The organism is Pseudonocardia parietis, from assembly GCF_017876315.1.
Taxonomy (GTDB): Bacteria; Actinomycetota; Actinomycetes; order Mycobacteriales; family Pseudonocardiaceae; genus Pseudonocardia; species Pseudonocardia parietis.
In genome coordinates, this window is the sequence record NZ_JAGINU010000001.1 from 3,742,744 (window position 1) to 3,764,785 (window position 22,042).

General features: G+C 74.7%; 22 protein-coding genes. 9 read left to right on the forward strand and 13 right to left on the reverse strand.

What is annotated here, in order from left to right; translation table 11 throughout:
- The first annotated feature begins 44 nt into the window (after positions 1-44).
- From JOF36_RS17800 to JOF36_RS17815, 4 genes are all read left to right on the forward strand, one after another.
- The gene (locus JOF36_RS17800; protein ID WP_210028099.1) at positions 45-746 is read left to right on the forward strand and encodes a GAF and ANTAR domain-containing protein; all 702 of its coding nucleotides are present in this window, start codon (positions 45-47) and stop codon (positions 744-746) included.
- A gap of 58 nt (positions 747-804) precedes the next feature.
- A complete protein-coding gene (locus JOF36_RS17805) occupies positions 805-1,533 on the forward strand; it encodes a GAF and ANTAR domain-containing protein (protein ID WP_210028101.1) in 729 nt (242 codons plus the stop codon).
- A 178-nt stretch (positions 1,534-1,711) separates the two neighbouring features.
- Positions 1,712-2,191, forward strand: coding sequence for an STAS domain-containing protein (locus JOF36_RS17810; RefSeq protein ID WP_210028102.1), 480 nt, complete (start codon positions 1,712-1,714; stop codon positions 2,189-2,191).
- Between the two features lie 4 nt (positions 2,192-2,195).
- The gene (locus JOF36_RS17815) at positions 2,196-2,723 is read left to right on the forward strand and encodes an STAS domain-containing protein (protein WP_210028103.1); all 528 of its coding nucleotides are present in this window, start codon (positions 2,196-2,198) and stop codon (positions 2,721-2,723) included.
- Between the two features lie 35 nt (positions 2,724-2,758).
- Here the strand turns inward: JOF36_RS17815 and JOF36_RS17820 are convergent, their stop codons facing one another.
- From JOF36_RS17820 to JOF36_RS17870, 11 genes are all read right to left on the reverse strand, one after another.
- Complete coding sequence (locus JOF36_RS17820) at positions 2,759-3,952, reverse strand: bifunctional PIG-L family deacetylase/class I SAM-dependent methyltransferase (RefSeq protein ID WP_210028104.1); 1,194 nt, start codon at positions 3,950-3,952, stop codon at positions 2,759-2,761.
- 97 nt (positions 3,953-4,049) lie between these two features.
- The gene (locus JOF36_RS17825) at positions 4,050-5,639 is read right to left on the reverse strand and encodes a phytoene desaturase family protein (protein WP_210028105.1); all 1,590 of its coding nucleotides are present in this window, start codon (positions 5,637-5,639) and stop codon (positions 4,050-4,052) included.
- 61 nt (positions 5,640-5,700) lie between these two features.
- Positions 5,701-6,246, reverse strand: coding sequence for a bifunctional nuclease family protein (locus tag JOF36_RS17830; RefSeq protein WP_210028106.1), 546 nt, complete (start codon positions 6,244-6,246; stop codon positions 5,701-5,703).
- A gap of 15 nt (positions 6,247-6,261) precedes the next feature.
- Positions 6,262-7,095: an MBL fold metallo-hydrolase gene (locus JOF36_RS17835; RefSeq protein ID WP_210028107.1), complete on the reverse strand. Its 834-nt coding sequence runs from the start codon at positions 7,093-7,095 to the stop codon at positions 6,262-6,264.
- A gap of 330 nt (positions 7,096-7,425) precedes the next feature.
- Positions 7,426-8,364, reverse strand: coding sequence for a glycosyltransferase family 9 protein (locus JOF36_RS17840; protein WP_210028108.1), 939 nt, complete (start codon positions 8,362-8,364; stop codon positions 7,426-7,428).
- Positions 8,355-9,050 (reverse strand): SDR family oxidoreductase, encoded by a 696-nt coding sequence (locus tag JOF36_RS17845; RefSeq protein WP_210028109.1) that lies wholly within the window; start codon positions 9,048-9,050, stop codon positions 8,355-8,357. The genes JOF36_RS17840 and JOF36_RS17845 overlap by 10 nt, the downstream gene beginning before the upstream one ends.
- Positions 9,051-9,094: 44 nt before the next feature.
- Positions 9,095-10,486, reverse strand: a complete 1,392-nt coding sequence (locus JOF36_RS17850; RefSeq protein ID WP_210028110.1) for a PfkB family carbohydrate kinase — start codon at positions 10,484-10,486, stop codon at positions 9,095-9,097.
- The gene (locus JOF36_RS17855) at positions 10,483-11,016 is read right to left on the reverse strand and encodes a D-sedoheptulose-7-phosphate isomerase (protein ID WP_372447454.1); all 534 of its coding nucleotides are present in this window, start codon (positions 11,014-11,016) and stop codon (positions 10,483-10,485) included. Before JOF36_RS17855 ends, JOF36_RS17850 begins: the two co-directional genes overlap by 4 nt.
- A 32-nt stretch (positions 11,017-11,048) precedes the next feature.
- Positions 11,049-12,167, reverse strand: coding sequence for a glycosyltransferase family 9 protein (locus JOF36_RS17860; protein WP_210035846.1), 1,119 nt, complete (start codon positions 12,165-12,167; stop codon positions 11,049-11,051).
- A 59-nt stretch (positions 12,168-12,226) separates the two neighbouring features.
- Positions 12,227-13,849, reverse strand: a complete 1,623-nt coding sequence (locus tag JOF36_RS17865) for a carbamoyltransferase family protein (RefSeq protein ID WP_210028112.1) — start codon at positions 13,847-13,849, stop codon at positions 12,227-12,229.
- An 88-nt stretch (positions 13,850-13,937) separates the two neighbouring features.
- Complete coding sequence (locus JOF36_RS17870; RefSeq protein WP_210028113.1) at positions 13,938-14,927, reverse strand: NAD-dependent epimerase/dehydratase family protein; 990 nt, start codon at positions 14,925-14,927, stop codon at positions 13,938-13,940.
- A gap of 75 nt (positions 14,928-15,002) precedes the next feature.
- On the opposite strand from JOF36_RS17870, the gene JOF36_RS17875 reads away from it, so the two are divergent.
- The 5 genes from JOF36_RS17875 to JOF36_RS17895 all read left to right on the forward strand — a co-directional run bounded on the left by JOF36_RS17875 (position 15,003) and on the right by JOF36_RS17895 (position 19,889).
- A complete protein-coding gene (locus JOF36_RS17875) occupies positions 15,003-15,857 on the forward strand; it encodes a glycosyltransferase family 2 protein (RefSeq protein WP_210028114.1) in 855 nt (284 codons plus the stop codon).
- A complete protein-coding gene (locus JOF36_RS17880) occupies positions 15,857-16,753 on the forward strand; it encodes a glycosyltransferase family 2 protein (protein WP_210028115.1) in 897 nt (298 codons plus the stop codon). Before JOF36_RS17875 ends, JOF36_RS17880 begins: the two co-directional genes overlap by 1 nt.
- A gap of 50 nt (positions 16,754-16,803) precedes the next feature.
- Positions 16,804-17,457: a flavodoxin family protein gene (locus JOF36_RS17885; protein ID WP_210028116.1), complete on the forward strand. Its 654-nt coding sequence runs from the start codon at positions 16,804-16,806 to the stop codon at positions 17,455-17,457.
- On the forward strand, positions 17,457-18,659 hold the full coding sequence (locus JOF36_RS17890) for an alcohol dehydrogenase catalytic domain-containing protein (protein ID WP_210028117.1): 1,203 nt from the start codon (positions 17,457-17,459) through the stop codon (positions 18,657-18,659). The genes JOF36_RS17885 and JOF36_RS17890 overlap by 1 nt, the downstream gene beginning before the upstream one ends.
- An 87-nt stretch (positions 18,660-18,746) precedes the next feature.
- The gene (locus JOF36_RS17895) at positions 18,747-19,889 is read left to right on the forward strand and encodes a glycosyltransferase family 4 protein (RefSeq protein WP_210028118.1); all 1,143 of its coding nucleotides are present in this window, start codon (positions 18,747-18,749) and stop codon (positions 19,887-19,889) included.
- 298 nt (positions 19,890-20,187) lie between these two features.
- On the opposite strand, the gene JOF36_RS17900 is transcribed toward JOF36_RS17895, so the two are convergent.
- Both JOF36_RS17900 and JOF36_RS17905 read right to left on the reverse strand, forming a co-directional pair.
- Complete coding sequence (locus JOF36_RS17900; protein WP_307862441.1) at positions 20,188-20,994, reverse strand: sigma-70 family RNA polymerase sigma factor; 807 nt, start codon at positions 20,992-20,994, stop codon at positions 20,188-20,190.
- Positions 20,995-21,317: 323 nt separating this feature from the next.
- Entirely contained in the window at positions 21,318-21,932 is a 615-nt protein-coding gene (locus JOF36_RS17905; RefSeq protein WP_210028119.1) for a protein-L-isoaspartate(D-aspartate) O-methyltransferase, read from the reverse strand.
- Positions 21,933-22,042: the final 110 nt, after the last annotated feature.

The window sequence follows — 22,042 nt, forward strand, 5'->3', positions numbered from 1 at the left end:
GCGGGAACGGAACCCGTGATCCCCGCGCCGTCGCTTCCGAACTGGTGTCGCAGCTGTGGGGCGCGGACCGGATCGACGAGTTCCTGACCCGGGCCGCCCGGGAGGCGGCCGGCGTGGTCGAGGGTGCCGTCTCGTGCGGCATCACCGTGCAGGCGCCGGCGTGGACGCGCCCGCTGGCGGCGACCAGTGACGAGTTCGCGGCACGGATGGAGACCATCCAGTACGACGTCGACGACGGCCCGTGCCTCACCTGCCTGCGCGAGGGCGACATCATCGAGGTCCCCGACATCGCCGCGGACCGGCGGTGGCCTGCGTTCCGGCGCCGCGGCCGCCAGGAGCGTGCCGGCGCCTCGCTGTCGATCCCTCTGCGATTCCCGCACATTGACCACGTCGACCACGACGACGCGGGTGAGGGCCGGGGCGCGCTGGGGGCGCTGAACCTCTACACCCGCGCCGTCGGCGGTCTCGACGACGCCGACCGGGCCCGCGGTATCGCCTACGCCGGTCATGTCGCCGGGGCGGTCGGCCTGGCGGTGCACCTGGCCGCCGGCGAGGAGTACCGCCGGCACCTGTACGCGGCCCTGGTGTCGCGCAGCCTCGTCGACCAGGCGATCGGCGTGGTCGTGGGCCGGAGCGGGGTGTCGGTGGACACCGCGTTCGCGGTGCTGCGGACACGGTCGCAACACACCAACACCAAGTTGCGTGAGGTCGCCACCCAGGTCCTCGCCGAAGCCATGGCCGAATGACAGTGACTCGCGGTCGCGCCGTGCGCTCGCTGTCTGAGCACCGTAGGAAGACACCGTGGTGAGTTCCAGAGAAGTGGCGATGTTGCAGGAGATGCTCACCGAGAGCGCGCGCCGGATCGCTACGCGGGCGACGCTGGACGACATCGACACGGTGCTGCAGCGGCTGATCGAGGTGGCGGTGGCCCAGATCCCGGGCGCGGAGTACGGCGGCGTGACGATGATCGAGGACGGTGCGCTGACCACCCGGGCGCCGAGCGACCCGCGGATCATCGATATCGATGCCCTGCAGGCCGAACTCGGTGAGGGCCCGTGTGTGACGGCGCTGCACGCCAACAGCAGCGCGGTGGTGCAGGTCGACGACTTCGCGGGGGAGGCCGGACGCTGGCCCCGGTTCGCCCCGGCCGCGGTCGAGGCCGGTATGACCAGTCTGTTGTCGCTGGCCATGTCCCCGCGCGATGCGGTCCAGGGCGCGGTCAACCTCTACTCGACCCGGCGAGCCGCGTTCGGGACGATCGACCGTGCCCTCGGCGAAGCCTTCGCGACCCAGGTCGGGGTGGCCGTCTTCGGGGCGCGCGCGGTGGCGAGCCTGCGCCGCGCGATCGACACCCGCGATGTCATCGGACAGGCCAAGGGTGTCCTGATGGAGCGTTTCGACATCGCCGCCGACCAGGCCTTCGACCTGCTCGTACACAGCTCCCAGGAGACCAACATCAAGCTCTTCGACATCGCGACGATGCTGACGACCGACGGCCGACGCCTGGGCCCGGACAACGGCGCCGCGGTCTAGCCTCGGCAGACGCCGCCGGATGTCGCGGGGCCGGGGGATGGACAGCGCTGTCGCCGACTGCGTACTGTCGGTCGCGGCGCGGTCTCACAGCGTGATGCTGGTGTACGCCTTCCGCGCACGGGGTTCAACCACGACGCCCTCGTCATGATTGTTGTGCACCTCTGCTGAGGCGGCCTCTGTGACCACTGTTGCCGGGCCGGGTTCTCCTTTCGAGGACGTCGCCCTCTCCGACTCACCGGTACACTCCCGCCCGCGTGTCGACGACGTCGATACGACGCACGAGACCGTGTCCTGCGCTCAGCTGTCGATCAGCCGGCTGCGCTCGGGCGTCACGATCGTCGCGCTGGCCGGCGAGATCGACCTGTGCTCCGTCGAGACGGTGGAGCGGACGGTGCTCGACGCCGTCGCCGCCTCCGCAGGGCGCGTGGTCGTCATCGATCTCAATGGGGTGGGCTTCCTCAGCGCCCGGGGGACGGCCACCCTCGTGGCCGCCGGGGAACGAGCAGTACGCGGCGGCGGTGTGCTCCGGGTCGTGCTCGGTGAGTCCGCCCCGGTCGCCCGGGTGATGCGCTGGGTCCTCGACGCAGGCCCGGTGTTCGCGACGGTGGCCGAAGCCCTGACGGAGCGGTCCGGTTCTCGAACCGGCTCCGCCGAATGAGCAGATGAGGAACATGCACGGAAGCGGTGCGCTGCAGGTCACGATCGAGGTACCGATCCCGGTGGCGCGGTTGATCAGGGTGGCGGGGCGGCTGGACCGGTCGGCGGCACGGTGTGTGCTGCGTCTGGTCGACGCGCAGCTGGCGGTCGCCGCCGGGGGGCACCGCGCCGTGGCCCATCTGGTGATCGACGTCGAAGCGGTGTCCTGTTTCGAGCCCGGCGGCCTCGAGGTGCTGCGGGACGCGGTGCCACACGCGGATCGGCACGGGGTCACGCTGTGGGTCAGCGGATGTGGTGGCCGCGTGCACCTGTTGCCGCTGCGGTCACGTCAGGCACTGGGCCTGTTCCGTACGTTCCCGACCGCCGAGCTGGCCCTCGACGCGCTCGCCGGAGCGGTCGCTGCCGACCGGCCGCATCGCCCACCGGCTCCCGACCCGGCCGCCTACCGCATCGCGACGCCGGTCCCGCAGCCACGCCGGGCCGTCGACGCCCATGTGGACGGGCCGGGGCCGGCAGCCGCCCTGTCGGGCTGATCCCGGGGTTCGTCACCGAGTGACCCCGCACAGCCTCATCGCCGGCGCACCACGTGCAGCAGGAACTCGTCGTCGAGGTGTTCCACCAGCGTGGTGAACCGGTCGCCGTCGCACGCCCGCCGGTGCACGGCGCGGGCGTCGGCGGGTGCCTCGGCCGGCCACTGCCGCCCGTGCACGAGCACCACGTCCCCGCCGGGCCGTACGGCGGCGGCCACCCGGTCGAGCACCGCATCGATCCGCGCCGGCGTGAGGTAGCACAGCACCTCGGACAGCACGACGAGATCGGCGCCGTCGGGGAACGCCGCTGCTGAGTCCACATCGGACCGATGGACCTCGACCCACGGAGTGGTGGCGGTCGCCGCGGCGGTCGCGGCCACCGCCTCGTCCACCACGTCGCTCGCCACCAGCCTGCGGCACCGCCCGGCCAGTGCCCGGGTCAGCTCGCCCGGGCCGCACCCCGGCTCGGCGACGAGCCGGTAGTGCTCGCGCGGCAGCGCGGCGAGGACGACATCCCGCTTGCGGCGCTCGTACCAGGAGGTCCGGACCTGCCAGGGGTCCGCACCGCCGCGGTAGCGCGCGGCGAACACCCCCGCCGGTGTGCTGTGCGCGGGCGGATCCCGGAAGTAGATCTCTCGTGAGCCGTGGAGGTGGTCGGGCGTCGTGGCGCAGTGCGCGTGCCCGACGGCCCGGTCCCGGGCGGTGTGGTCGGCCCCGGAGAGCAGCAGCCGGTACCCGCGGTCCCAGGGCACCGACGGGTCGGTCGGGTCGAGGCGGGCGCGGGCCCGGAGCGGGAAGTCGAACCCGTGGGTGGTGACCGGGGCCGCCGTCCGGCACGCGCGCCCGACGGCGGCGTGGTCCGGGTGCGGGTCGTCGCGCCACGGGCAGGCCCAGGCGTCCGCGTGCTCCAGCAGCGGGGCCAGTGCCGCGGTGAGTGCGTCCTCGTCGAGTGCGGGCCCAGGCAGACCGAGCCGGTGCACGGCCGCGGTCACCCCGAGCGCGTCGAGGGCGCGGACCTCCGGCAGCGCGGCCTCGCCGTCGCCGGTCAGCACCAGCTCGACCGTGCCGCCGGCGGCGGCCACCGCGCGGAGCAGACCGGCGGCGCCGAGCACCCCGTCGCCGGGGTGGGCCGCGACGACGACCAGCCGCCGGAACGTGGTCGGGTCGAGCTCGCGGACGGCGAGCGCGTCGGCGGCGTCCTCCCAGACGTCGGTGCAGGGCCGGGCTCGCATCACACCTCCGAACGTCACGCCCACCGCATCGCCGGTGATCGCCGCGGCAAACCCGGGCGCCGGAATGCGGGAGGACGCCGTCTGAGGCCCGGGCGGCTCAGCCGTAGAGCCTGCGGTGCGCGAACCGCATCGCTCCCCGGTAGAGGGGCCCGGCGCGCCCGGTCGCGGCGAGCGCGGCCCGGGCCGCGTTGGCGCCCGCGCCGCCGTGCACCGCACCGCCCGGATGGGCCGACGCGCCGGACAGGAACAGCCGTGGCACCGGCGTGTCCGCCCGGCCCAGCCCCGGGACGGGCCGGAACACCAGCTGCTGGTGCGGTGCGCTGGTGCCGCCGGTGATGGCGCCGTCGACGAGGTTGCCGTCGCGGGCCTGCAGGTCGGCGGGCCCGGAGACGGCACGGGCCCGGATCAGCGAACCGAAGCCGGGCGCGTGGGCCTCCACCACCTGCTGCATGCGGTCGGCCCACCGCACGGCGTCGTCGCGGCCCCAGCCGAGCCCGCGGGGCACGTGGCTGTAGGCCCACGCCGACTCGGTGCCCGGTGGCGACCGGTCCGGGTCCGCGGTGGTCATCTGGCCGAACAGCAGGAACGGCTCGTCGGGCAGCCGCCCGGACGCGAGATCGGCGGTGTAGCGGCGCAGGCCCTCGACGTCCGCACCGAGGTGCACGGTCCCGGCCGCACGTGCGCCCTCGGCGGCCCACGGAACCGGACCGTCGAGCGCCCAGTCCAGCTTCACGGTGGAGAAGTCCCAGTCGAACCGGTCGAGATCGGTGACGAACTTCGCCGGCAGGTGCTGCTCGCCGACGAGCTCCCGGTACAGCCGGGGCGCGTCGACGTCGGCGAGCACGGCCCGGCGGGCCCGCACCCGCCCGCCCTCGGCGTCGAGGACCCCGGTCGCGCGTCCCCGCTCGATCGTCACCGAACGGATCGGGCGGTGACAGTCGACCCGGCCGCCGCGGGTCGCGAGCCGCGCGACCAGGGCGTCGGTGAGCGCGCCCGCACCCCCGGCCGGGACCGGGAACCCGACCTGCTGACCGAGCATCGCCAGCAGCCAGCCGTAGGCGGTGCTCGCGGCCGCATCCGGGCCGAGGTCGGTGTGCGCGGCGTTGCCCGCCAGCAGCAACGCCGCCGCGGAACCGCCGAATCGCTCCTGGGCCATCCGCGCGACCGGCTGCACCAGCATCCGGGCCAGCCGCAGCGTGTCCCCGGTGCCGAGCCGCCGCCACAACCGGGCCGCCGGGCGGACCGGCGGGAACGGGCGCAGCGCCGCCTCGAGCACGTCGGCCCCGATGCGGTCCCAGTCCGCGACCAGCGCCCGCCAGGCGTCGCCGTCGCCGGGGTGGTCGAGGTCCAGGCCGGCGGCGGTGTCGTCGACCGACCGGTGCAGCACTGCGCACCGGCCGTCGAGGGTCGGGTGCGCGACGACCGCCGGCGCGTGCCGCCACCGCAACCCGTGAGCCGGCAGGTCCAGCTCTCGCAGCACCGGCGACGCCGCGCCGAGCGGATGGAAGGCGCTGGCCAGGTCGCTCACGAAACCCGGAGCGGTGATCTCCGCCGAGCGGACCGCGCCACCGGGGGCGTCGGCCGCCTCGCAGACCAGGACGTCCCACCCGGCGTCGGCCAGCAGGTTCGCGGCGACGAGACCGTTGTGCCCGGCCCCGACCACCACGGCGTCGACCTGCTCGGTCATCCGTCCCCGCCCTCGTCGCGTGCGCGTCCGACCGTGTGCGGGTGGTGCACGGCCTTCACCACTACTGGGACGGCTCGTCGGGGCCGAGGTCGAAGTCGTCCGGGGTGGCCGAGCTGAGGAGCTCGCGGAACCGGTCGAGATCGACCTGCTGCTCGGGCTCGAGTTCCGGCACCGGATCGGTCAGGGATTCGGCGGTGGTGGCTTCGAGGACAGCTGTGGAGGGAACGGCGGCGAGGTCGAGAACCGATTCGCTCGCGGCGATCTCGGCACCGGCGCGCAGCGCGAGGGTCAGTGCATCGCTGGGGCGCGCGGACACGCGGGTGTCGTCGTCGAGCACCAGCTCGGCGTAGTAGATGTGTGCCTGCAGGGCCGTGATGACCACCCGGGTCAGGTGACGCCCGGAGGCGGTGAGCACCGACGCGATCAGCTCATGAGTTCCCGGCCGTGGCGCGGACACGCCCTGGTGGGCCAGCTCCAGCGCGGCGGCATCCGCCTCGGCGATCCAGATCGGCAACACCCGCCCCGGCGGGTCGTGTTCTTCGAGCAGGACCAACGGTTGGCCCTTGCCGACGTCCCAACCCATTCCGCGCAGCTGCAACGCGATCATGTCACCGCCTCCTGTTCACCGCCTCGAGCGGAACCGGTAGTCGTCGCCGTGGGCGACGTAGTGGAACTCGGTGTCCACCGAGGCCGCTTCGGCCGCCTGCTTGATGTCGTCGAGACCTGACCGGAACACCGAGAAGTCGTTGTAGTGGATCGGGACGGCCGTGCGCGGTCCGATGATCTCCACGCACCGCACGGCCTGCTCCCCGGTCATGGTCACGACCGTACCGAGAAGTGTGGTCCCTCCTGCGTGGATCAGCGCGAGATCGATGTCGGGATACCAGCGGGGGATGTCGTGGAGCCGCTCGTGCAGCAGTGTGTCGCCGCTGATGTAGAGGCGGAAACGGTGGTCGTCGCCGTCGTAGAAGTCGAGCATGCTGCCCATCACCGGCGGGAGCAGTTCGGCGACGTGGTCGGGGGCGTGCTTGCCGGGCATCGAGGTCACCACGAGCCGGGCGTCGCCCTTGGTCACCTCCTGGGACTCCCACGTGTCGAGGGCGTAGCCGCGGGTGAAGCCCTGGTCGTGCAGCAGCCCGACCGCGTGGTCGTTGGTGACGATGGGCAGGGTCTTGTCGAGTTCGCGCGCCGCGACGTCGTCGAAGTGGTCGCCGTGATGGTGCGAGAGCACGACCAGGTCGAGCGGCGGCAGCTCGGAGATCTGACATGCGGGCTCGACCTCGCGGCGCGCGTAGGCACCGTGGCCCAGGTGCACGTGCTCGCCGGCGTGGAGGAAGGCCGGGTCGGTGAGGATCGAGAACCCGCCGTAGCGGATCACGGTCGTGGCGTTCCCGACGAAGTACAGGCTCCCCTCGCCGAAGTCGGGTCGGTCGGTAGCCGGTACGTCGATGGCCATCCGGTGCTCCCCTCGCGTCGTGGTCGTTACGGGCGACGAGTGCTCGCGTACCCGGCCTGCCGGAGGCGATACCGGCGCGGACCCGGATCCGCCGGTGCCGGGCGACCTCGGGCCGGCGTTGGTAGGTGATCACCGATTCGGAACGGATTCGGCCACGGATGGCCGGCCTGCATCCGGATCGGTGATCACTGGGGGAGCTGCGGTGAACCGGCTGGGCCCGAGGCCGAGGGCCGCGTCGCTGCGGTGGCTGCCGGGAGCGGAGTTCCTCGACGATGGAGTAGGCCCGGGTCACTGCTCGACCGGAGCCGGCCCTGCCCCGCCTTCGACGGATCAGCTGCCGAGCCGGGCCCGCGCGGCGTGCAGGACCTCCGTGGCACCGATCCGCAGCAGGCCCGGGTCGGGACGGTCGCCGTGCGGGTCGCCGGTGGTGCCGTCCCACAGCACCGTGTGCGGCCCGTCCCGTTCCGGGCCCCACCGCTCCGGCGTCGTCGGGCCGAAGAGCAGCACCGACGGCGTCCGGTAGGCGGTGGCCAGATGCGCGGTGCCGGTGTCGCCGCACACGACGAGCCGGGCCGCCGCGACGAGTGCGGCGAGCAGCTCCGGGGTGCATCGCGGCGCGAGATCGGCCGCGGCCGGCAGCCCGGCGCGGGCGGTCACCTCGGCGGTCAGGTCGCCTTCGGCCGGGCTGCCGGTGACGACCACGTGATGGCCGTCGGCGTGCAGTGCGCGGGCGACCTGGGCGAACCGCTCGGGAGGCCAGCGGCGGGACATGTGCGCCGCTCCGGGATGGATCACCACGGCGTCCGGTACGGGTGCCGGCAGGTCCGGGCGGGCGAGGGTGAGGTCGGTGGTGTCGGCCGGCAGGCCGTAGCCGTCGACGAGGTCGCACCAGCGCCGGACCTCGTGCACCTCGGACTGCCACGGCGGACCGGTCACGCCGGGACGGTCGGGGTGGCCGTGGGTGAGGAGCTCGTCGGGCCGGGTGGCCCGCAGCGCGTCGATGCTCTGGGGGCCGCTGCCGTGCAGGTTCACCGCGAGCCGGGGCGGCGGGCCTGCCCAGTGCAGCCCGTCGGGCCCCTCCGCCGGCGTCGTCGCGTCGATCCCGCCGATCAGCTCGACCAGCCCGGTGAGTCCGGGAGGCGCGGCCAGCACCAGCCGGGCGGCAGGGAAGCCGCGGCGCAGTGCCCGCAGCGCGGGCACCGCGGTCAGCAGGTCGCCGATGCCCGGCGCCCGCAAGGCCAGCACCTGGGGCGGTGCGCTCACGGCCACGAGCCTTCCTCGGAGTGGCAGACCACCATCTCCCGGACCTCGCAGCCCGGCGGCTGGCGCAACGCGTGCAGGACGGCGGCCGCGGTGTCCTCGGGACGGTTGAGCTTGGCGTCCTCGGGCGGCCGGTACTGCTCGTCGCGGTCGTCGAAGAAGGCGGTGTGCATCCCGCCGGGGACCAGGGTGGTGACGGCGACGCGGCCGGAGGTCTCGGCAGCCAGCGCCCGGCTGAAGCCCAGCACCCCGAACTTCGAGGCGCAGTAGGCGGTGGCGTCGGGCACCGCCTTGATGCCGAGCGTGGACGACACCGTCACCACGCGCCCGCCGGACCGCTGCAGGTGCGGCAGCGCGGCCCGCACGACGGCGACGGTGCCGAACAGGTTGACCTGCACGACGCGCTCCCACTCGGTGGCGGGCAGCGCGTCGAAGGGCGCCGGATGGTCGATGCCGGCCGCGGTGACCACCGCGTCCGGGGGACCGTCGGTGCGGGCGAGCTGTTCCACCGCGGCCTCGGTGGCCCGGGTGTCGGCGAGGTCCACGATGACGTGCGGGACGTCGCGCGTGGGCGGGTTCAGGTCGAGGACCTGCGGGCGTCCGCCGGCCGCGGCGACGGCGTCGACCACGGCGGCGCCGAGGCCGGAGGCGCCGCCGCTGATCAGAACGGTGCCGATGTCGGGGCGGTCGGTCATGAACTACCTCCTGCGGGTCGTCGGGTGCGGGGGAGCGCCACGGCTCAGTGCGCCGCGCTCAGTTCCGCGAGCCGGCTGGTCGAGTGCCCCGGGATGCGCGGCACGGTCTCGACGGTGCCGCCGTACGCGCGCACGATCGGGGTCTCGGGCATGTGGTCGGGGTCGTGGTCGCCGCCCTTGACCCAGACGTGCGGGCGGAGCCGGTCGAGGACGGCGCACGGGTCGGGCTCGTCGAACTCGATGACGGCGTCGACGCAGCTCAGGGCGGTGAGCAGAGCAGCGCGGTCGGTGGCGCCGGTCAGCGGGCGGGTGGGCCCCTTGAGCCGGGTCACCGAGCGGTCGCTGTTGAGACAGACGACCAGGACGTCGCCGCGGGCGCGGGCGGCGTGCAGCAGCGCGAGGTGGCCGGGGTGCAGCAGATCGAAGCAGCCGCCGGTGGCGACGATGCGGCCACCGTCGCGGCGGACCCGGTCGGCCAGTGCGTAGCCGTCGGTCGTGGTCGTGGTGGGTGCGGCCGGCGGCGGTACGGAGGGAGCGGCCTTCGTGGTGGTGCCGGCGGCGGGGCGGTCGGCGACGGCGGTGCCGATGTACCGGCTCGCCGTCGCCACCGCATGGGTGATCGCGTCGGGCAGGTCGCGGCCGTCGGCGAGTGCGGTGGTGGCGGCCGCGGCGAACATGTCGCCGGCGCCGCACGTGTCGGGCCGCCCGGACACCGGCGCGCTCGGCGGAGCGTGGTGGGTGGTGGCCCGCCCGGTGTGCAGCAGCGCTCCGCGGGGCCCGCGGGTGACGGCGACGGCGTGGGCGCTCCACCAGGTCCGGAGTGCGCGTGCGGCCCGGTCGGGGTCGTCGTGGCCGGTGACGGCGTGCGCCTCGGCGGTGTTCGGCGTGACGAGGTCGGCGCCCGGGACGGGGGCCGGGCCGCGCGGGTGCGGGTCCCAGACCAGCAGCGTGTCGTACGGGCGGGCGGTGAGCAGGTGACGGATGCCGGGGTGCGCGGCGACGCCGCGCCCGTAGTCGGCGACCAGGATCGCGTGGGCGCTCCCGAGCAGGTCCGCGATGGCGGCGTCGAGGGGGAGCGGGGCGGCGCGGCCGTCGCCGGTGTCGACGCGGGCGACCGGACGGCCGCGGTCGAGCACCCGGGTCTTGACCGGCGTCCCGCCGCGCAGCGGCAGCGGGTGCAGGGTCACCCGATCCCGCAGCAGGTCGGCGAGGCGGTGGGCGGCGGGGTCGTCGCCGAGCGCGGTGAGAAGGACGACCGGTCGATGCCCGTGGCCGGCGGCCAGCAGCGCGGCCAGTGCTGCGCCACCGGGGCGGGCCCGTTCGGTGGCGAGGTCGACCACCGGAGCGCCGGGTGCGTCCGGGCAGTCGCGGGTCGAGGTGCCGTCGAGATCGATGTCGAGCAGGGCGTCGCCGACGACGACCAGGGGCGCGGTCACCGCGCCACCCCGATCCCGAGCGCGTCGTCGACGGCGGCGCAGAGCAGGTGGATCAGGACCAGGTGCAGCTCCTGCACCGTGCTGGTCAGCTCCGACTCGACGGTCACGGCGTCGTCGCAGAGCGCCGCGAGGGGGTTGGGTGCGGGCCCGGTGAGCGCCCAGGAGGTGACGCCGAGCTCGTGGGCGGCCTTGGCGGCGGCGACGACGTTCGAGCTGGATCCGCTGGTGGACAGCACGATCAGCACGTCCCCGGCACGGCCGTGGGCGTGCACCTGGCGGGCGAAGACCTCGTCGGCGCCGTAGTCGTTGCCGATCGCGGTCACCGACGACGTGTCGGCATGCAGGGCGATCGCCGAGAGAGGCCGCCGGTCGTGCACGTACCGGCCGACGAGCTCGCCGGTGAGGTGCTGGGCCTCGGCGGCGCTGCCGCCGTTGCCGCAGGCGAGCATGCGGCCGCCGCCGCCGAGTACGTCGGCCAGCCGTGCTCCCCAGTCGTTCAGGGTCGGCAGGTGGGCCCGGACGCCGCTCAGGGCGCGGCTGAGCTCGTCGAGCTGGTACTCGCTCACCAGGAACCTCCGGTACTCGAGCGGGTGTGCGAGCCGCGGAACGGATCGTCTCCGAGGACCTCGTGCCCGGGTGTGGCCCGGGCGAACGGGTCGTGGTCGAGCGGGCCCCGTGCCGGCCGGTGCGCTGTCACCGGGATCGCGGCCGGGGCGTCGTCGGTGGCCAGCCGGGACACCGCGGCCACGACGTCGGTGCCGGTGATGTCGTTCAGGCACGGGTGCCCGGGCACCGGGCAGAGCCGGGCCCTGCTGTCCCGGCAGGCGGCGTGCTGGTCGCCGAGCAGCACCGACGGCACGCCGTAGGGCTGCCACCGCCGTGCCGGCACGACCGGCGCGAACAGCGACACCACGGGCGTGCCGACCGCGGCCGCCAGGTGCGCCGGGCCGGTGTTCGGGGCGACGACGACCCGGGCGCCGTCCAGCACCGCGGCCAGCCCGGGCAGGTCCACGGCGCCGGCCAGGTCGAGCGCGTGCTCCCCGGCGACCCGGGCGGTCAGCTCGCGCTCGTCCGGCCCGCCGGTGACCACGACGCGGTACCCGGCGTCGGCGAGCGTGCGCACGTGCGCGGCGCTGCGCTCGGCCGAGGGGCGCCGGGCCGGGACCGAGGCCCCCGGGTGCACGACGACGTAGCCGGGCGGGCCGGTGAGCGCGCCGGTGTCGGGCAGCGGGCGGCGGATCGTGAGCCTGCCGTCGTCACCGGCCGGGCTGGGGAACCCGGCCGCGTCGGCGAGCGACGACATCCGTTCCGGTTCGGGCAGATGGTGCTGGGGCGGGTGGCGCAGGTCCAGCAGCGACCCCGGGTAGTCCTCGCTCGCGGCGCCCACCCAGGGCACCCCGGCCGCGCGCAGCAGCAGCGCCGCCGGCAGCGGGCTCTGGTGGAACGAGGTCAGCACCAGCGCGGCGTCGAACCGGCCCGCGGCCAGCTCGGCGACGGACTCCTCGAGCTCGCGCGGCTCGACCGGGGCGGGATCGGGCTCGATCCACGGGGCGGCCTGCTCCAGGATCGCGTCCACCCCGGGCAGCAGGGCGGCCGCGGACCGTCCGCGGGGCCCGGCCAGCACCGTCACCGACCCGGCACCGGCCGCCACCGCGCGCACGCACGGCCCGGCGAGCAGCATGTCGCCGGCCGCGTCCTGGCGCACCACCAGGACCCGGTCGCGGCGCCGGGGGCCGCTGCTCACCGGCGCACCACGAACGGGCCGAGGGCCAGCAGGTCCACCGGTGCCGACCCGAACGTCTCCAGCGCGTGCATCGGCGTGTCGACCATCGGGCGGCCCGCGGTGTTCAGGCTGGTGTTGATCACGCAGGGCTGGTCGGTGGCGTCCTCGACGGCGGCCAGCACGTCGGCCAGCAGCGAGTTCGTGCTGCGCTCGACGGTCTGGATCCGGGCGGTGCCGTCGACGTGGGTGACCGCCGGGATGCGCTCCTGCCACTCGGGCGCGACGTCGTGGACGAACAGCATGTAGGGGCTCTCGGCCGGCCCACGGGAGAACAGCTCGTCCGCCCGCTCGGCCCGCACCATCGGTGCGACCGGGCGGAACGACTCGCGGCCTTTCACCGCGTTGAGCCGGTCGAGGTTCTCCTTGCGACCGGGATGGGCGAGCAGCGACCGGTGGCCCAGGGCGCGCGGGCCGAACTCGGAGCGGCCCTGGAACCAGGCGACGACCCCGTCGTCGGCGATCGTCTTCGCGACGGTGGCGGCCAGGTCGTCGGGGCGCTCGTAGGGGACCCGGGCGGCGCGCAGCACCTGCTCGAGCTCGTCGTCGTCCCAGCCGCGGCCGAGGTCGGCGCCGGGCATCGGGGCGACCCGGTCGCCGGCCCGGGCCGCCAGGTGCAGCGCCGCGCCCAGCGCGGTACCGGCGTCACCGGCGGCGGGCTGGACCCACACCTCGTCGAACGGCCCCTCGTCGGCGATCCGGGTGTTCGCGACGCAGTTCAGCGCGATCCCGCCGGCCAGCGCGAGCCGGCTCTCCCCGGTGTGCTCGTGCAGCCACCGGGCCAGGTCCAGCAGCGTCTCCTCGAGCCGCAGCTGCAGGCTGGCGGCCAGGTCGGCGTGCTCGGGCAGCATCGGGTCGGCCGGTCCGCGCGCCGGGGCGAACCGGGACAGGTCCACCGGTGCGGCGCGGAAACCGCCGTCGCCGGTGGCGTGCATGTCGGCGGCGAGCTCGTCGGCGAAGCGCGGTGTGCCGTAGGAGGCCAGCGCCATCACCTTGTACTCGTCGGACGAGCGCCGGAAGCCCAGGTGGGCGGTGAGGTCCTCGTAGCGCAGGCCGAGCGAGTCCGGCAGCCGCTGGGTGGCCATCCGCTGCAGCGTGCCGTCGCGGTACCGGCCGGCCAGGTACGACGTCGACTCCCCGCGGCCGTCGGCGACCAGCACAGCACCTCCCTGCCACGGGGCCGCGAGGGCGGCAGAGGCGGCGTGCGCCAGGTGGTGCTGGACGAACTCGACCTTGTCCGGGTCCAGCCCGGGCAGCACCGTCTGCAGGAACCAGGGCGCGCGGCGGGCGAAGTCGGTGCGCAGCCGTTCCCAGCCCGGATCGGTGCCGGCCTGGCCGTGTTCGACGAGATCCGGGTCGTAGGACCAGCCGACCGCGTCCAGATCGGCGGGGGTCAGCCCGGCCTGTTCCAGGCACCAGGCCGCTGCCGCGGCGGGCTGTTCCCAGGCGGAGAAGGGCACCGGTTCCTTGCCGTGCTTACGCCGGGTGAACCGTTCCTCCTCGGCCGCGGCCACGACATGCCCGTCCACGACGAGCGCGGCGGCCGGGTCGTGGAACACGGCGTTGACTCCGAGGACACGCATCACACCTCCTGATCGCCTGAGTACCGGATCACCGGCGGCCGGTCTCCTACCCTCCGCGACCGGCCACAAACGTCGTCCCAGGGCGTCGCTACACAGCGGAGTCGACCGGCGCCTCCTGCGCGACGAACCAGTCCAGCGTGCGGCGCAACCCGTCCTCCAGGCCGATCCCCGGCTCCCAGCCCAGCTCGCCGCGGGCCAGCTCGATGTCCGGGCGGCGGCGCCGTGGGTCGTCCGCGGGCGCCGGGACGGGCACGATCTCCGATGTGGAGCAGGCCAGGTCGCGAACCAGCTCGGCGACCTCGCGCACCGTCCGCTCGACCGGGTTGCCGATGTTCATCGGACCCGGGTGGTCCGACGTGGCGAGCGCGAGCAGGCCGCGGACGGTGTCGTCGACGTGACACAACGAGCGGGTCTGCGTGCCGGTGCCGCTGACGGTGATCGGCTCGCCGTGCAGCGCCTGGCTCGCGAAGGCGGGCACCATCCGGCCGTCGCCGGGACGCATCCGTGGGCCGTAGGTGTTGAACAGCCGGGCGATCGCGGTGTCGGTGCCGTGCACCCGGCGGTGCGCGGTGGTCAGCGCCTCGGCGTAGCGCTTGGCCTCGTCGTAGCAGCTGCGCGGACCGACGGGGTCGACGTCGCCGTGGTAGTCCTCGCGCTGCGGGTGCACCTGCGGGTCGCCGTACACCTCGCTGGTGGAGGCGAGCAGGAAGCGGCCACCGAACCGGTGCGCGGCGGCGAGCGCGTGCTCGGTGCCGGCCGCCCCGGCACGCAGTGTCTCCAGTGGACGGCGGTGGTAGTCCACGGGGGACGCCGCCGATGCCAGGTGCGCCACCAGCACCCGTCCCGGACGCGCGGCGTCCGGCCACGGCTGCGGCCACGGCGTGGTGACGTCGTGCCGGACGAAGGTGAAGCCGGGTGCGCCGAGCAGGTGTTCGACGTGGTGCCGGCGGCCGCTGGACAGGTCGTCGAGACAGGTCACCCGGGTGCCGGCGGCGAGCAGCGCCTCGCACAGGTGCGAGCCGACGAATCCGGCACCGCCGGTGACGACCGCGCGGTCGAAGGGTTCAACAGGGGTCATGCCCGGGGAACTACCTCGCCACTGTGCAGTGAAACGGCGGGGCATGATCGGGCCGGTCCGGGGTAGCCGGACCGCGTGGACCAGGCACGCACCACAGTGGTCATCACGACCCGCAACCGGGCGGGCGAGCTGGCCCGCACTCTCGACGAGCTGAGCGCGTTGCGCCCGCGGCCGCCGATCGTCGTCGTCGACGACGCCTCGACCGACGACACCGCGGCGACCGTCACCGCCCGGTCCGGGACCGAACTGGTGCGGCTGCCGGTCCGGCGGGGTGCGGCGGCCCGCAACGCGGGGGTGGACCGGGTCCACACCCCCTACGTCGCCTTCAGCGACGACGACTCGTGGTGGGCCCCGCAGGCGCTGTGCCGCGCCGAGGAGATCCTGGACGCCCATCCGGACGTCGGCCTGCTCGCCGGCGCCGTGCTCGTCGGACCGCAGAACCGCCCCGACCCGGTGAACGACGAGCTGGCGCACAGCCCGCTCGGTGGCAGCGATCCGGGCCCGGACGTGCTGGGCTTCCTCGGCTGCGCGGCCGTGCTGCGGGTCCGGGCCTTCCACCACGCCGGCGGCTTCAGCACGCTGCTGGGCTTCGGTGCCGAGGAGACCCTGCTCGCCGCCGACCTGGCCGCCCGTGGCTGGCGGCTCTGTCACCACCCCGAGGTCGTCGCCCACCACCACCCGTCACCGCACCGGATGCCGCACGAGCGCCGGGTGGCGCTGGAGGCCCGCAATCGGATGCTCATCGCGCTGATGCGCCGGCGCTGGCCGCGGGTACGGGCCGAGTTCGGCGCGCTGGCCGGGCGGGCGGTGACCCACGGCCCGTCCCGCCGGGCGCTCGGTGCCGCCGTGCTCGCCGCTCCACGCGCCCTGGCCCGGCGCGCGGTGCTGCCGGCCACCGTCGAGCACCGCTTCGACCTGCTGGAGCAGTGATGACCTCGCCGCGCACGACCGTCGTCGTGATCACCCGGGACCGCCGCGCCGAGCTGCTGCGCACCCTGGACCACCTGGCGGCACTGCCCGATCCGGCGCCCGTGATCGTGGTCGACAACGGGTCCACCGACGGGACCGCCGCCGCGGTCCGCGACCGGCATCCCGGCGTCGAGCTCGTCGCGGGCCCGGAGAACCTCGGTGCGGTCGGGCGCAACGTCGCCGTCGCCCGCGCGAGCACCCCGTACGTCACCTTCTGCGACGACGACACCCGCCCGCGGCCCGGTGCACTGACCCGGGCGGCCGACGTGCTCGACGCCCATCCCACGGTCGCGACGGTGACCGGGCGCTGCCTGGTCGAACCCGGCCTGGAGGAGGACCCGATCACCCCGGAGATGCGGCACTCGCCGGTGCCCGCGCCGGACGGGCTGCCGGGCCCGGCGCTGCTCGGCATCATGGCCGGCCTGACCACCATCCGGCCGGCCGCGTTCCGTGCCGCGGGCGGCTTCCACCCGCGACTGTGGCTCGGCGGGGAGGAGGAGCTGCTCGCTCTCGACCTGGCGGCCGCCGGCTGGTGGATGTGCTGGTGCGAGGACGTCGTCGTCCACCACGCCCCGTCGACGCTGCGCGATCCGCGCGCCCGCCGCCGCCTGGGCATCCGCAATACACTGTGGACACTGTGGCTGCGCCGCCCGGTACGCAGCGCCCTGCGCCGCAGCGCGACGGTGCTGCGCAGCGCCCCCGCCGACCGCGCGACCGTCTCCGCCGTGCTCGCCGCACTCGCCGGGTCGGGATGGGTGCTGCGCGAGCGCCGGGTCGTGCCGCCCGCCGTCGAGCACGGGCTGCGGTTGCTGGAGGAACCGCAGCGTCGCTCGACGGCCCGTCGTTACATCGGCTGACCCGGCGCACCCGCCGGTTTCCGGCCCGGCCGCCCGGGTAGCCGCCGGGCATGACGGTCACATCGGAATCGCGGCCGGCGCCCACGGCGATCGCGTTGAACTGCACCCTGGAGGCCTCGCCGCACGACTCGAGCACCCAGCGCATGATCGACGAGGTGCTCGCCGCGTTGAAGGAGGAGGGGATCGGCGGCGGCGACTCGATCCGGGTCGTGGACCATGCCGTGGCCCCCGGCGTCTCGGCCGACGCGGGCGACGGCGACGCGTGGCCCGAGATCCGCAGGCGGATCCTGGCCGCCGACGTCCTCGTCCTGGCCACGCCGACCTGGCTGGGCCACCCGAGCAGCGTGTGCCAGCGCGTGCTGGAGCGGCTCGACGCGGAGTTGTCGAACACCGACGACCGCGGCCGCGCGCCCACCTTCGGCAAGGTCGCCGTCATCGCCTCGGTCGGCAACGAGGACGGCGCCCACAAGATCATCGCTGACCTGTCGCAGGCGCTGGCCGACATCGGCTACACGCTGCCGGCGCAGGGCTCGGTCTACTGGAACGGCGAGGCGATGCAGGGGTCGGACTACCGCGACCTCGAGGCCGTCCCGGACCCGGTGCGGTCCACGCAGCGGATGGCCGCCGCCAACGCCGCGCACCTCGTGCGCCTGCTCGCCCGGGATCCCTACCCCGGCCCCGACGCCTCCGAGGAGGACGCCTGATGCGTGCCCTGACCTTCCACGGCCGCCGCGACGTGCGGGTGGACACCGTGCCCGACCCGGTGATCGAGAAGCCGGACGACGTGATCGTCCAGGTCACAAGCTCCGGTCTCTGCGGGTCGGATCTGCACCTCTACGAGATCCTCACCCCGTTCCTGGACGAGGGCGACATCCTCGGCCACGAGCCGATGGGCATCGTCGCCGAGACCGGGCCGGGGGTCACCGAGCTGTCGGTGGGCGACCGCGTGGTGATCCCGTTCAACATCAACTGTGGGAACTGCTGGACCTGCAACCAGGGCCTGCAGTCGCAGTGCGAGACCACCCAGAACACCGAGATGGGCACCGGCGCCTCGCTGTTCGGCTACACGAAGCTCTACGGCCAGGTGCCCGGCGGGCAGGCCGAGTACCTGCGCGTGCCGTTCGGGAACTCGTTGCCGATCAAGGTTCCGAGCGGGCCGCCGGACGACCGGTTCCTGTACCTGTCCGACGTGCTGCCCACCGCCTACCAGGCCGTGCAGTACGCCGACACCCCGAAGGACGGGACGCTCGTCGTCCTCGGGCTCGGGCCGATCGGTGACATGTGCACCCGGCTCGCCCGGCACCTGGGCGTGCGCCAGGTGATCGGTGTCGACCGCGTCCCCGAACGCCTGCGGCGGGCCGAGGCCCGTGGCACCACCGCCCTCGACCTGCGCCACGGCGACAGCGAGACCACCGGCGCGGTGAAGGCGCTGACCCACGGCCGCGGCGCCGACGCCGTGATCGACGCCGTCGGGATGGAGGCCCACGGATCGCCGCTGGCGGCGGCCGGCCAGCGGCTCGCGTCGGTGCTGCCCGACGCGCTCGGGCAGAAGATGATGCAGACCGCCGGCTCCGACCGCACCGCCGCCCTGGAGCTGGCGATCGGGCTGGTGCGCCGGGGCGGCACGATCTCGCTGTCCGGCGTGTACGGGGGTGCGGCCACCCCGATGCCGCTGCTCACCCTGTTCGACAAGCAGATCCAGCTACGGATGGGACAGGCGAACGTGTGGCGCTGGGTCCCGGAGGTGCTGCCGCTGCTCGACGACGACGACCCGCTCGGCGTCGAGGGTTTCGCCACCCACCGGGTTCCGCTGGAGCAGGCGCCGGAGGCCTACAAGATGTTCCAGGAGAAGCGCGACGACGCGGTGAAGGTGCTCTTCACCCCGCAGCCGGCCGCCGGTGTGTGACCGAGCACGAACCCGGGTAGTCCGGCGGCACAACGCGTAGAGCCACCTGCGCGGGTCCGTTGTCGTCTCGCGTACCCGGAGGCCTGTGTGCACGTCACCGTCGTCTCGTCGTCCCTCGACCCGTGGACCGTTCCCGGGCGTTCCGACTGGTGTGGCCGGGCCGGCCACCTCCGGCAGGCGGTGATGATGCTGGACGAGGCCGGGATCCGCTCCGAGGCCGTGGTGCCGGGTGGGGCGGACTCGGTCGAGTCGGGGGTGCCGGCGCACCGGGTCCGGGTCGACCCGGCCGGCGACCCCGGCGCCACCGTCGAGATGCTGACCCGGCGGCTGCGTGCCCTGTGGCGGGACGGCCTGCCCGACGTCGTGCACGCCCACCACTGGACGGCGGCACTCGCCGCGCGGCAGGCGGCCGGGTCCGCCCGGCTGCCGTTGCTGCTGACCGTGTTCGCGAGCGAGCGTGAGTCCGCAGGGGACCGCGCGGCGATGCAGCGGGCGATGAAGCGCGACGCCGACCGCGTCCTGGTCACCGGTAGTGCGGACCACCGTGCCCTGCTGGGCGACGGCGTCGTCCCGGAGCGGCTGGACATCCGGCCGATCGCCGTCGACGTCGACGTCTTCCGGCCCGACGGACCGGCGCTGCGGCCCGTCGACCACCCCCGGCTGGTGACGATCGACGGTCTGGATCCCGGCAGCGGTGCCGGGCACGCGATCACCGCCCTGTCCGGGGTGCCCGGTGCGGAGCTGCTGGTCGCGGGCGGTCGCCCGGCCGGTGAGCCGGATCCCGACCGCGACCGGCTCTTCGCCCTGGCCACGCGGCACGGTGTCGCGGGGCGGGTCCGCTTCGTCGGCCCCGTCGCCCGCGCCGACGTACCCCGCCTGCTGCGCTCGGCCGACGTGGTCGTGTGCGCGGCGCCGAAGTGGTCGGCCGGCACGGCGGCGCTGGAGGCGATGGCCTGCGGCCGCGCGGTCGTCGCGTCGTCGGCCGGTCCGCAGGCCGACGTCGTGGTCGACCAGGTCAGCGGGCTCGTCGTCGCACCACGCGACGACCGGGCGCTGCTGCGTGCGGTGCGCGAGACCCTCGAGCACCGGTGCCGCCGCGAGGCCTTCGGCATCGCCGGGCGCAACCGGGCGGTGGCGATGTACGACCGCTCCGCGGCGGGCGGTGCGCTGCTCGCCGCACACCGGGTCGCCGCAGGCATGCGGTCCGGGGAGTCCGCCGCCGCGAGCTGAAGGCCCGCCGCGAGCTGACTGCGCGCCGCGAGTCGACTGCCCGCCGCGAGTCGACTGCCCGCCGCGAACTGACGGCCCGCCGCGAGTTGACTGCCCGCCGCCAGCAGACGGCCCGCCACCAGCGGTGATCGTCCGTTCAGTGCCGATCGGTGCCATCCGTGGCACCGATCGGCACTGAACGGACGATCACCCACGCAGGTCAGCGGACTGATGGGGCTCGGCGGGCTGATGGGACGCTGCGGGTTGATGGGCCCGGCGCGGCCGGCGGGTCCGGCCCGGGCCGCCGCAGCCGGTGGGTTCAGCCGCCGAGTTCTTCCCGTAGCCGGGTGACGACGCGGCTGAGTAGTCGGGAGACGTGCATCTGGGAGACGCCGATCTCGGCGGCGATCTCGGATTGGGTGCGGTCGCCGAAGAAGCGCAGCAGCAGGATGCGTCGTTCGCGTGGGGGTAGGGCGTCGATCCGCTCCCGTAGTTCGTCGCGCATCGTCGCGGCCTCGAGGTCGGGATCGTCGGCGCCGAGTCGTTCGCCGAGGGTGAGTTCGCCGTCGGGGCCGGGGATGTCGAGGGAGGCTGCGCGGTAGGACTCGAGTGCGCCGAGTGCTTCGACGACGTCGGCGGTGGTGGTGTCGAGTTCCTCGGCGAGCTCGCTGGGTCGGGGTGCGCGTCCGAGGCGTTGGGTGAGTGTGATGGTGGCGCGGTTGATGCCGACGCCGAGTTCTTTGAGGTCGCGCGGGACCCGCAGGGCCCAGCTGTGGTCGCGGAGGTAGCGCAGGATTTCGCCGCGGACGCTGGGGATGAGGTAGCCGAGCGGCCCGCCGGTGGCGGCGTCGGGGTTGTAGCGGTCGAGGGCTTTGATCAGGCCGAGGGTGGCGGCTTGTTGGATGTCCTCGGCGGAGTGGGTGGCGGTGAGGTAGCGGCGGCTGAGGTTGCGGACCAGGGGCAGGAACTCGCAGATCAACCGGTCGCGCAACGGCCCGCGGCCCGGGTCGTGGGGTTGCATCGCGGCGAGCCGGCGCAGGTCGGGTTCGAGGTCGTCGTAGCCGTGGGGCCCGTCGCGGCGTGTGGGCTGGGTCCGCTGGGCGGGCATTCGGGTCTGTGTGCGCACGGAGATCTCCCCGGGTCGTGTGGTCACCGAGTCCGCTGCGTCGTTGAACGGGCCGGACGCGATCGAGACCGCGGTGTCCGGTGAGGACCACGGTAGGAACGGGTCCCGTGCGCCGCAACCGCTGGTGCCCCGGGCTGTCAGCGGGGGTGGTCCGGCGCCGGTGCGGCCGGATCCGAACGCGCCGGCCCGTACCTCGGGGTGGCGCGCCGGGCCGGGTTCCGGTCCTCCGGCACGCGGTGGACGACGAGGGCGACCTCGACCGCTTCGCGCCCCGGGCCGCCGATGGGCGCGGTCGCCGTGCACCACGAGCGCGACGGCGTCCCTCAGCCTTCGGTGCCCCGCACCAGCGGGACGAACGAGACCGGGGCGAGGTCGGTCGTCTCGCCGTCGCGGTAGCGGATCAGGGTGCCCTGGCGGTCGTCGCCGACCGGGCAGACCAGCGTCCCGCCCGGCGTCAGCTGCTCGATGAGCTCGGGCGGGATCTGCCGGTAGGCCATCGCCGTCACGACGATCCCGTCGAACGGCGCGAACCCGGCGGCGGCCGTCACCCCGTCGCCGGTGAGCACCCGGACGTCGGGGGAGAGGTCGCGCAGCAGCGCACGGGCGTCGTCGGCCAGGACCGCGTCGCGCTCCACGGTCACCACCTCGCCGACGCACTCGGCGAGCACCGCGGCCGCGTACCCGGAGCCGGTGCCGATCTCGAGGACGCGTGCGTCCCGGCCCTGGCCGAGCGCGGTGATGCTGGCCGCCACGATCCACGGCGAGGAGATCGTCTGTCCCCGGCCGATGGCCAGGGCGGTGTCGTCGTAGGCGCGTGCCTCGTGGTCGGGGTCCACGAAACGTTCCCGCGGAACCCGGGCGACGGCGGACAGCACCCGTTCGTCGGTGATGCCCTGGCTCCGCAGCCGGGCGACGAGCTCCTCGCGGGCGTCGGTCATCGTGCCGCTCCTTCCCCTCGGCCCTGCGCCCGCTCGGCTACCTCGGACCCGGGCCGGGCAAACGCCGCGGGAGCCGGAAGCGCGAATCGAGTTTGGACAGCGATGTGCGG

Coding starts and splice junctions, on each gene's coding strand:
- JOF36_RS17825 (WP_210028105.1), bottom strand. CDS start 5,639: ATGACCGAGCAGGTCGACGCCGTGGTGGTCGGGGCCGGGCACAACGGT.
- JOF36_RS17860 (WP_210035846.1), bottom strand. CDS start 12,167: ATGCTGCTCGCCGGGCCGTGCGTGCGCGCGGTGGCGGCCGGTGCCGGG.
- JOF36_RS17865 (WP_210028112.1), bottom strand. CDS start 13,849: ATGCGTGTCCTCGGAGTCAACGCCGTGTTCCACGACCCGGCCGCCGCG.
- JOF36_RS17885 (WP_210028116.1), top strand. CDS start 16,804: ATGACGGTCACATCGGAATCGCGGCCGGCGCCCACGGCGATCGCGTTG.
- JOF36_RS17905 (WP_210028119.1), bottom strand. CDS start 21,932: ATGACCGACGCCCGCGAGGAGCTCGTCGCCCGGCTGCGGAGCCAGGGC.
- JOF36_RS17835 (WP_210028107.1), bottom strand. CDS start 7,095: ATGGCCATCGACGTACCGGCTACCGACCGACCCGACTTCGGCGAGGGG.
- JOF36_RS17870 (WP_210028113.1), bottom strand. CDS start 14,927: ATGACCCCTGTTGAACCCTTCGACCGCGCGGTCGTCACCGGCGGTGCC.
- JOF36_RS17890 (WP_210028117.1), top strand. CDS start 17,457: ATGCGTGCCCTGACCTTCCACGGCCGCCGCGACGTGCGGGTGGACACC.
- JOF36_RS17845 (WP_210028109.1), bottom strand. CDS start 9,050: ATGACCGACCGCCCCGACATCGGCACCGTTCTGATCAGCGGCGGCGCC.
- JOF36_RS17830 (WP_210028106.1), bottom strand. CDS start 6,246: ATGATCGCGTTGCAGCTGCGCGGAATGGGTTGGGACGTCGGCAAGGGC.
- JOF36_RS17815 (WP_210028103.1), top strand. CDS start 2,196: ATGAGGAACATGCACGGAAGCGGTGCGCTGCAGGTCACGATCGAGGTA.
- JOF36_RS17880 (WP_210028115.1), top strand. CDS start 15,857: ATGACCTCGCCGCGCACGACCGTCGTCGTGATCACCCGGGACCGCCGC.
- JOF36_RS17820 (WP_210028104.1), bottom strand. CDS start 3,952: ATGCGAGCCCGGCCCTGCACCGACGTCTGGGAGGACGCCGCCGACGCG.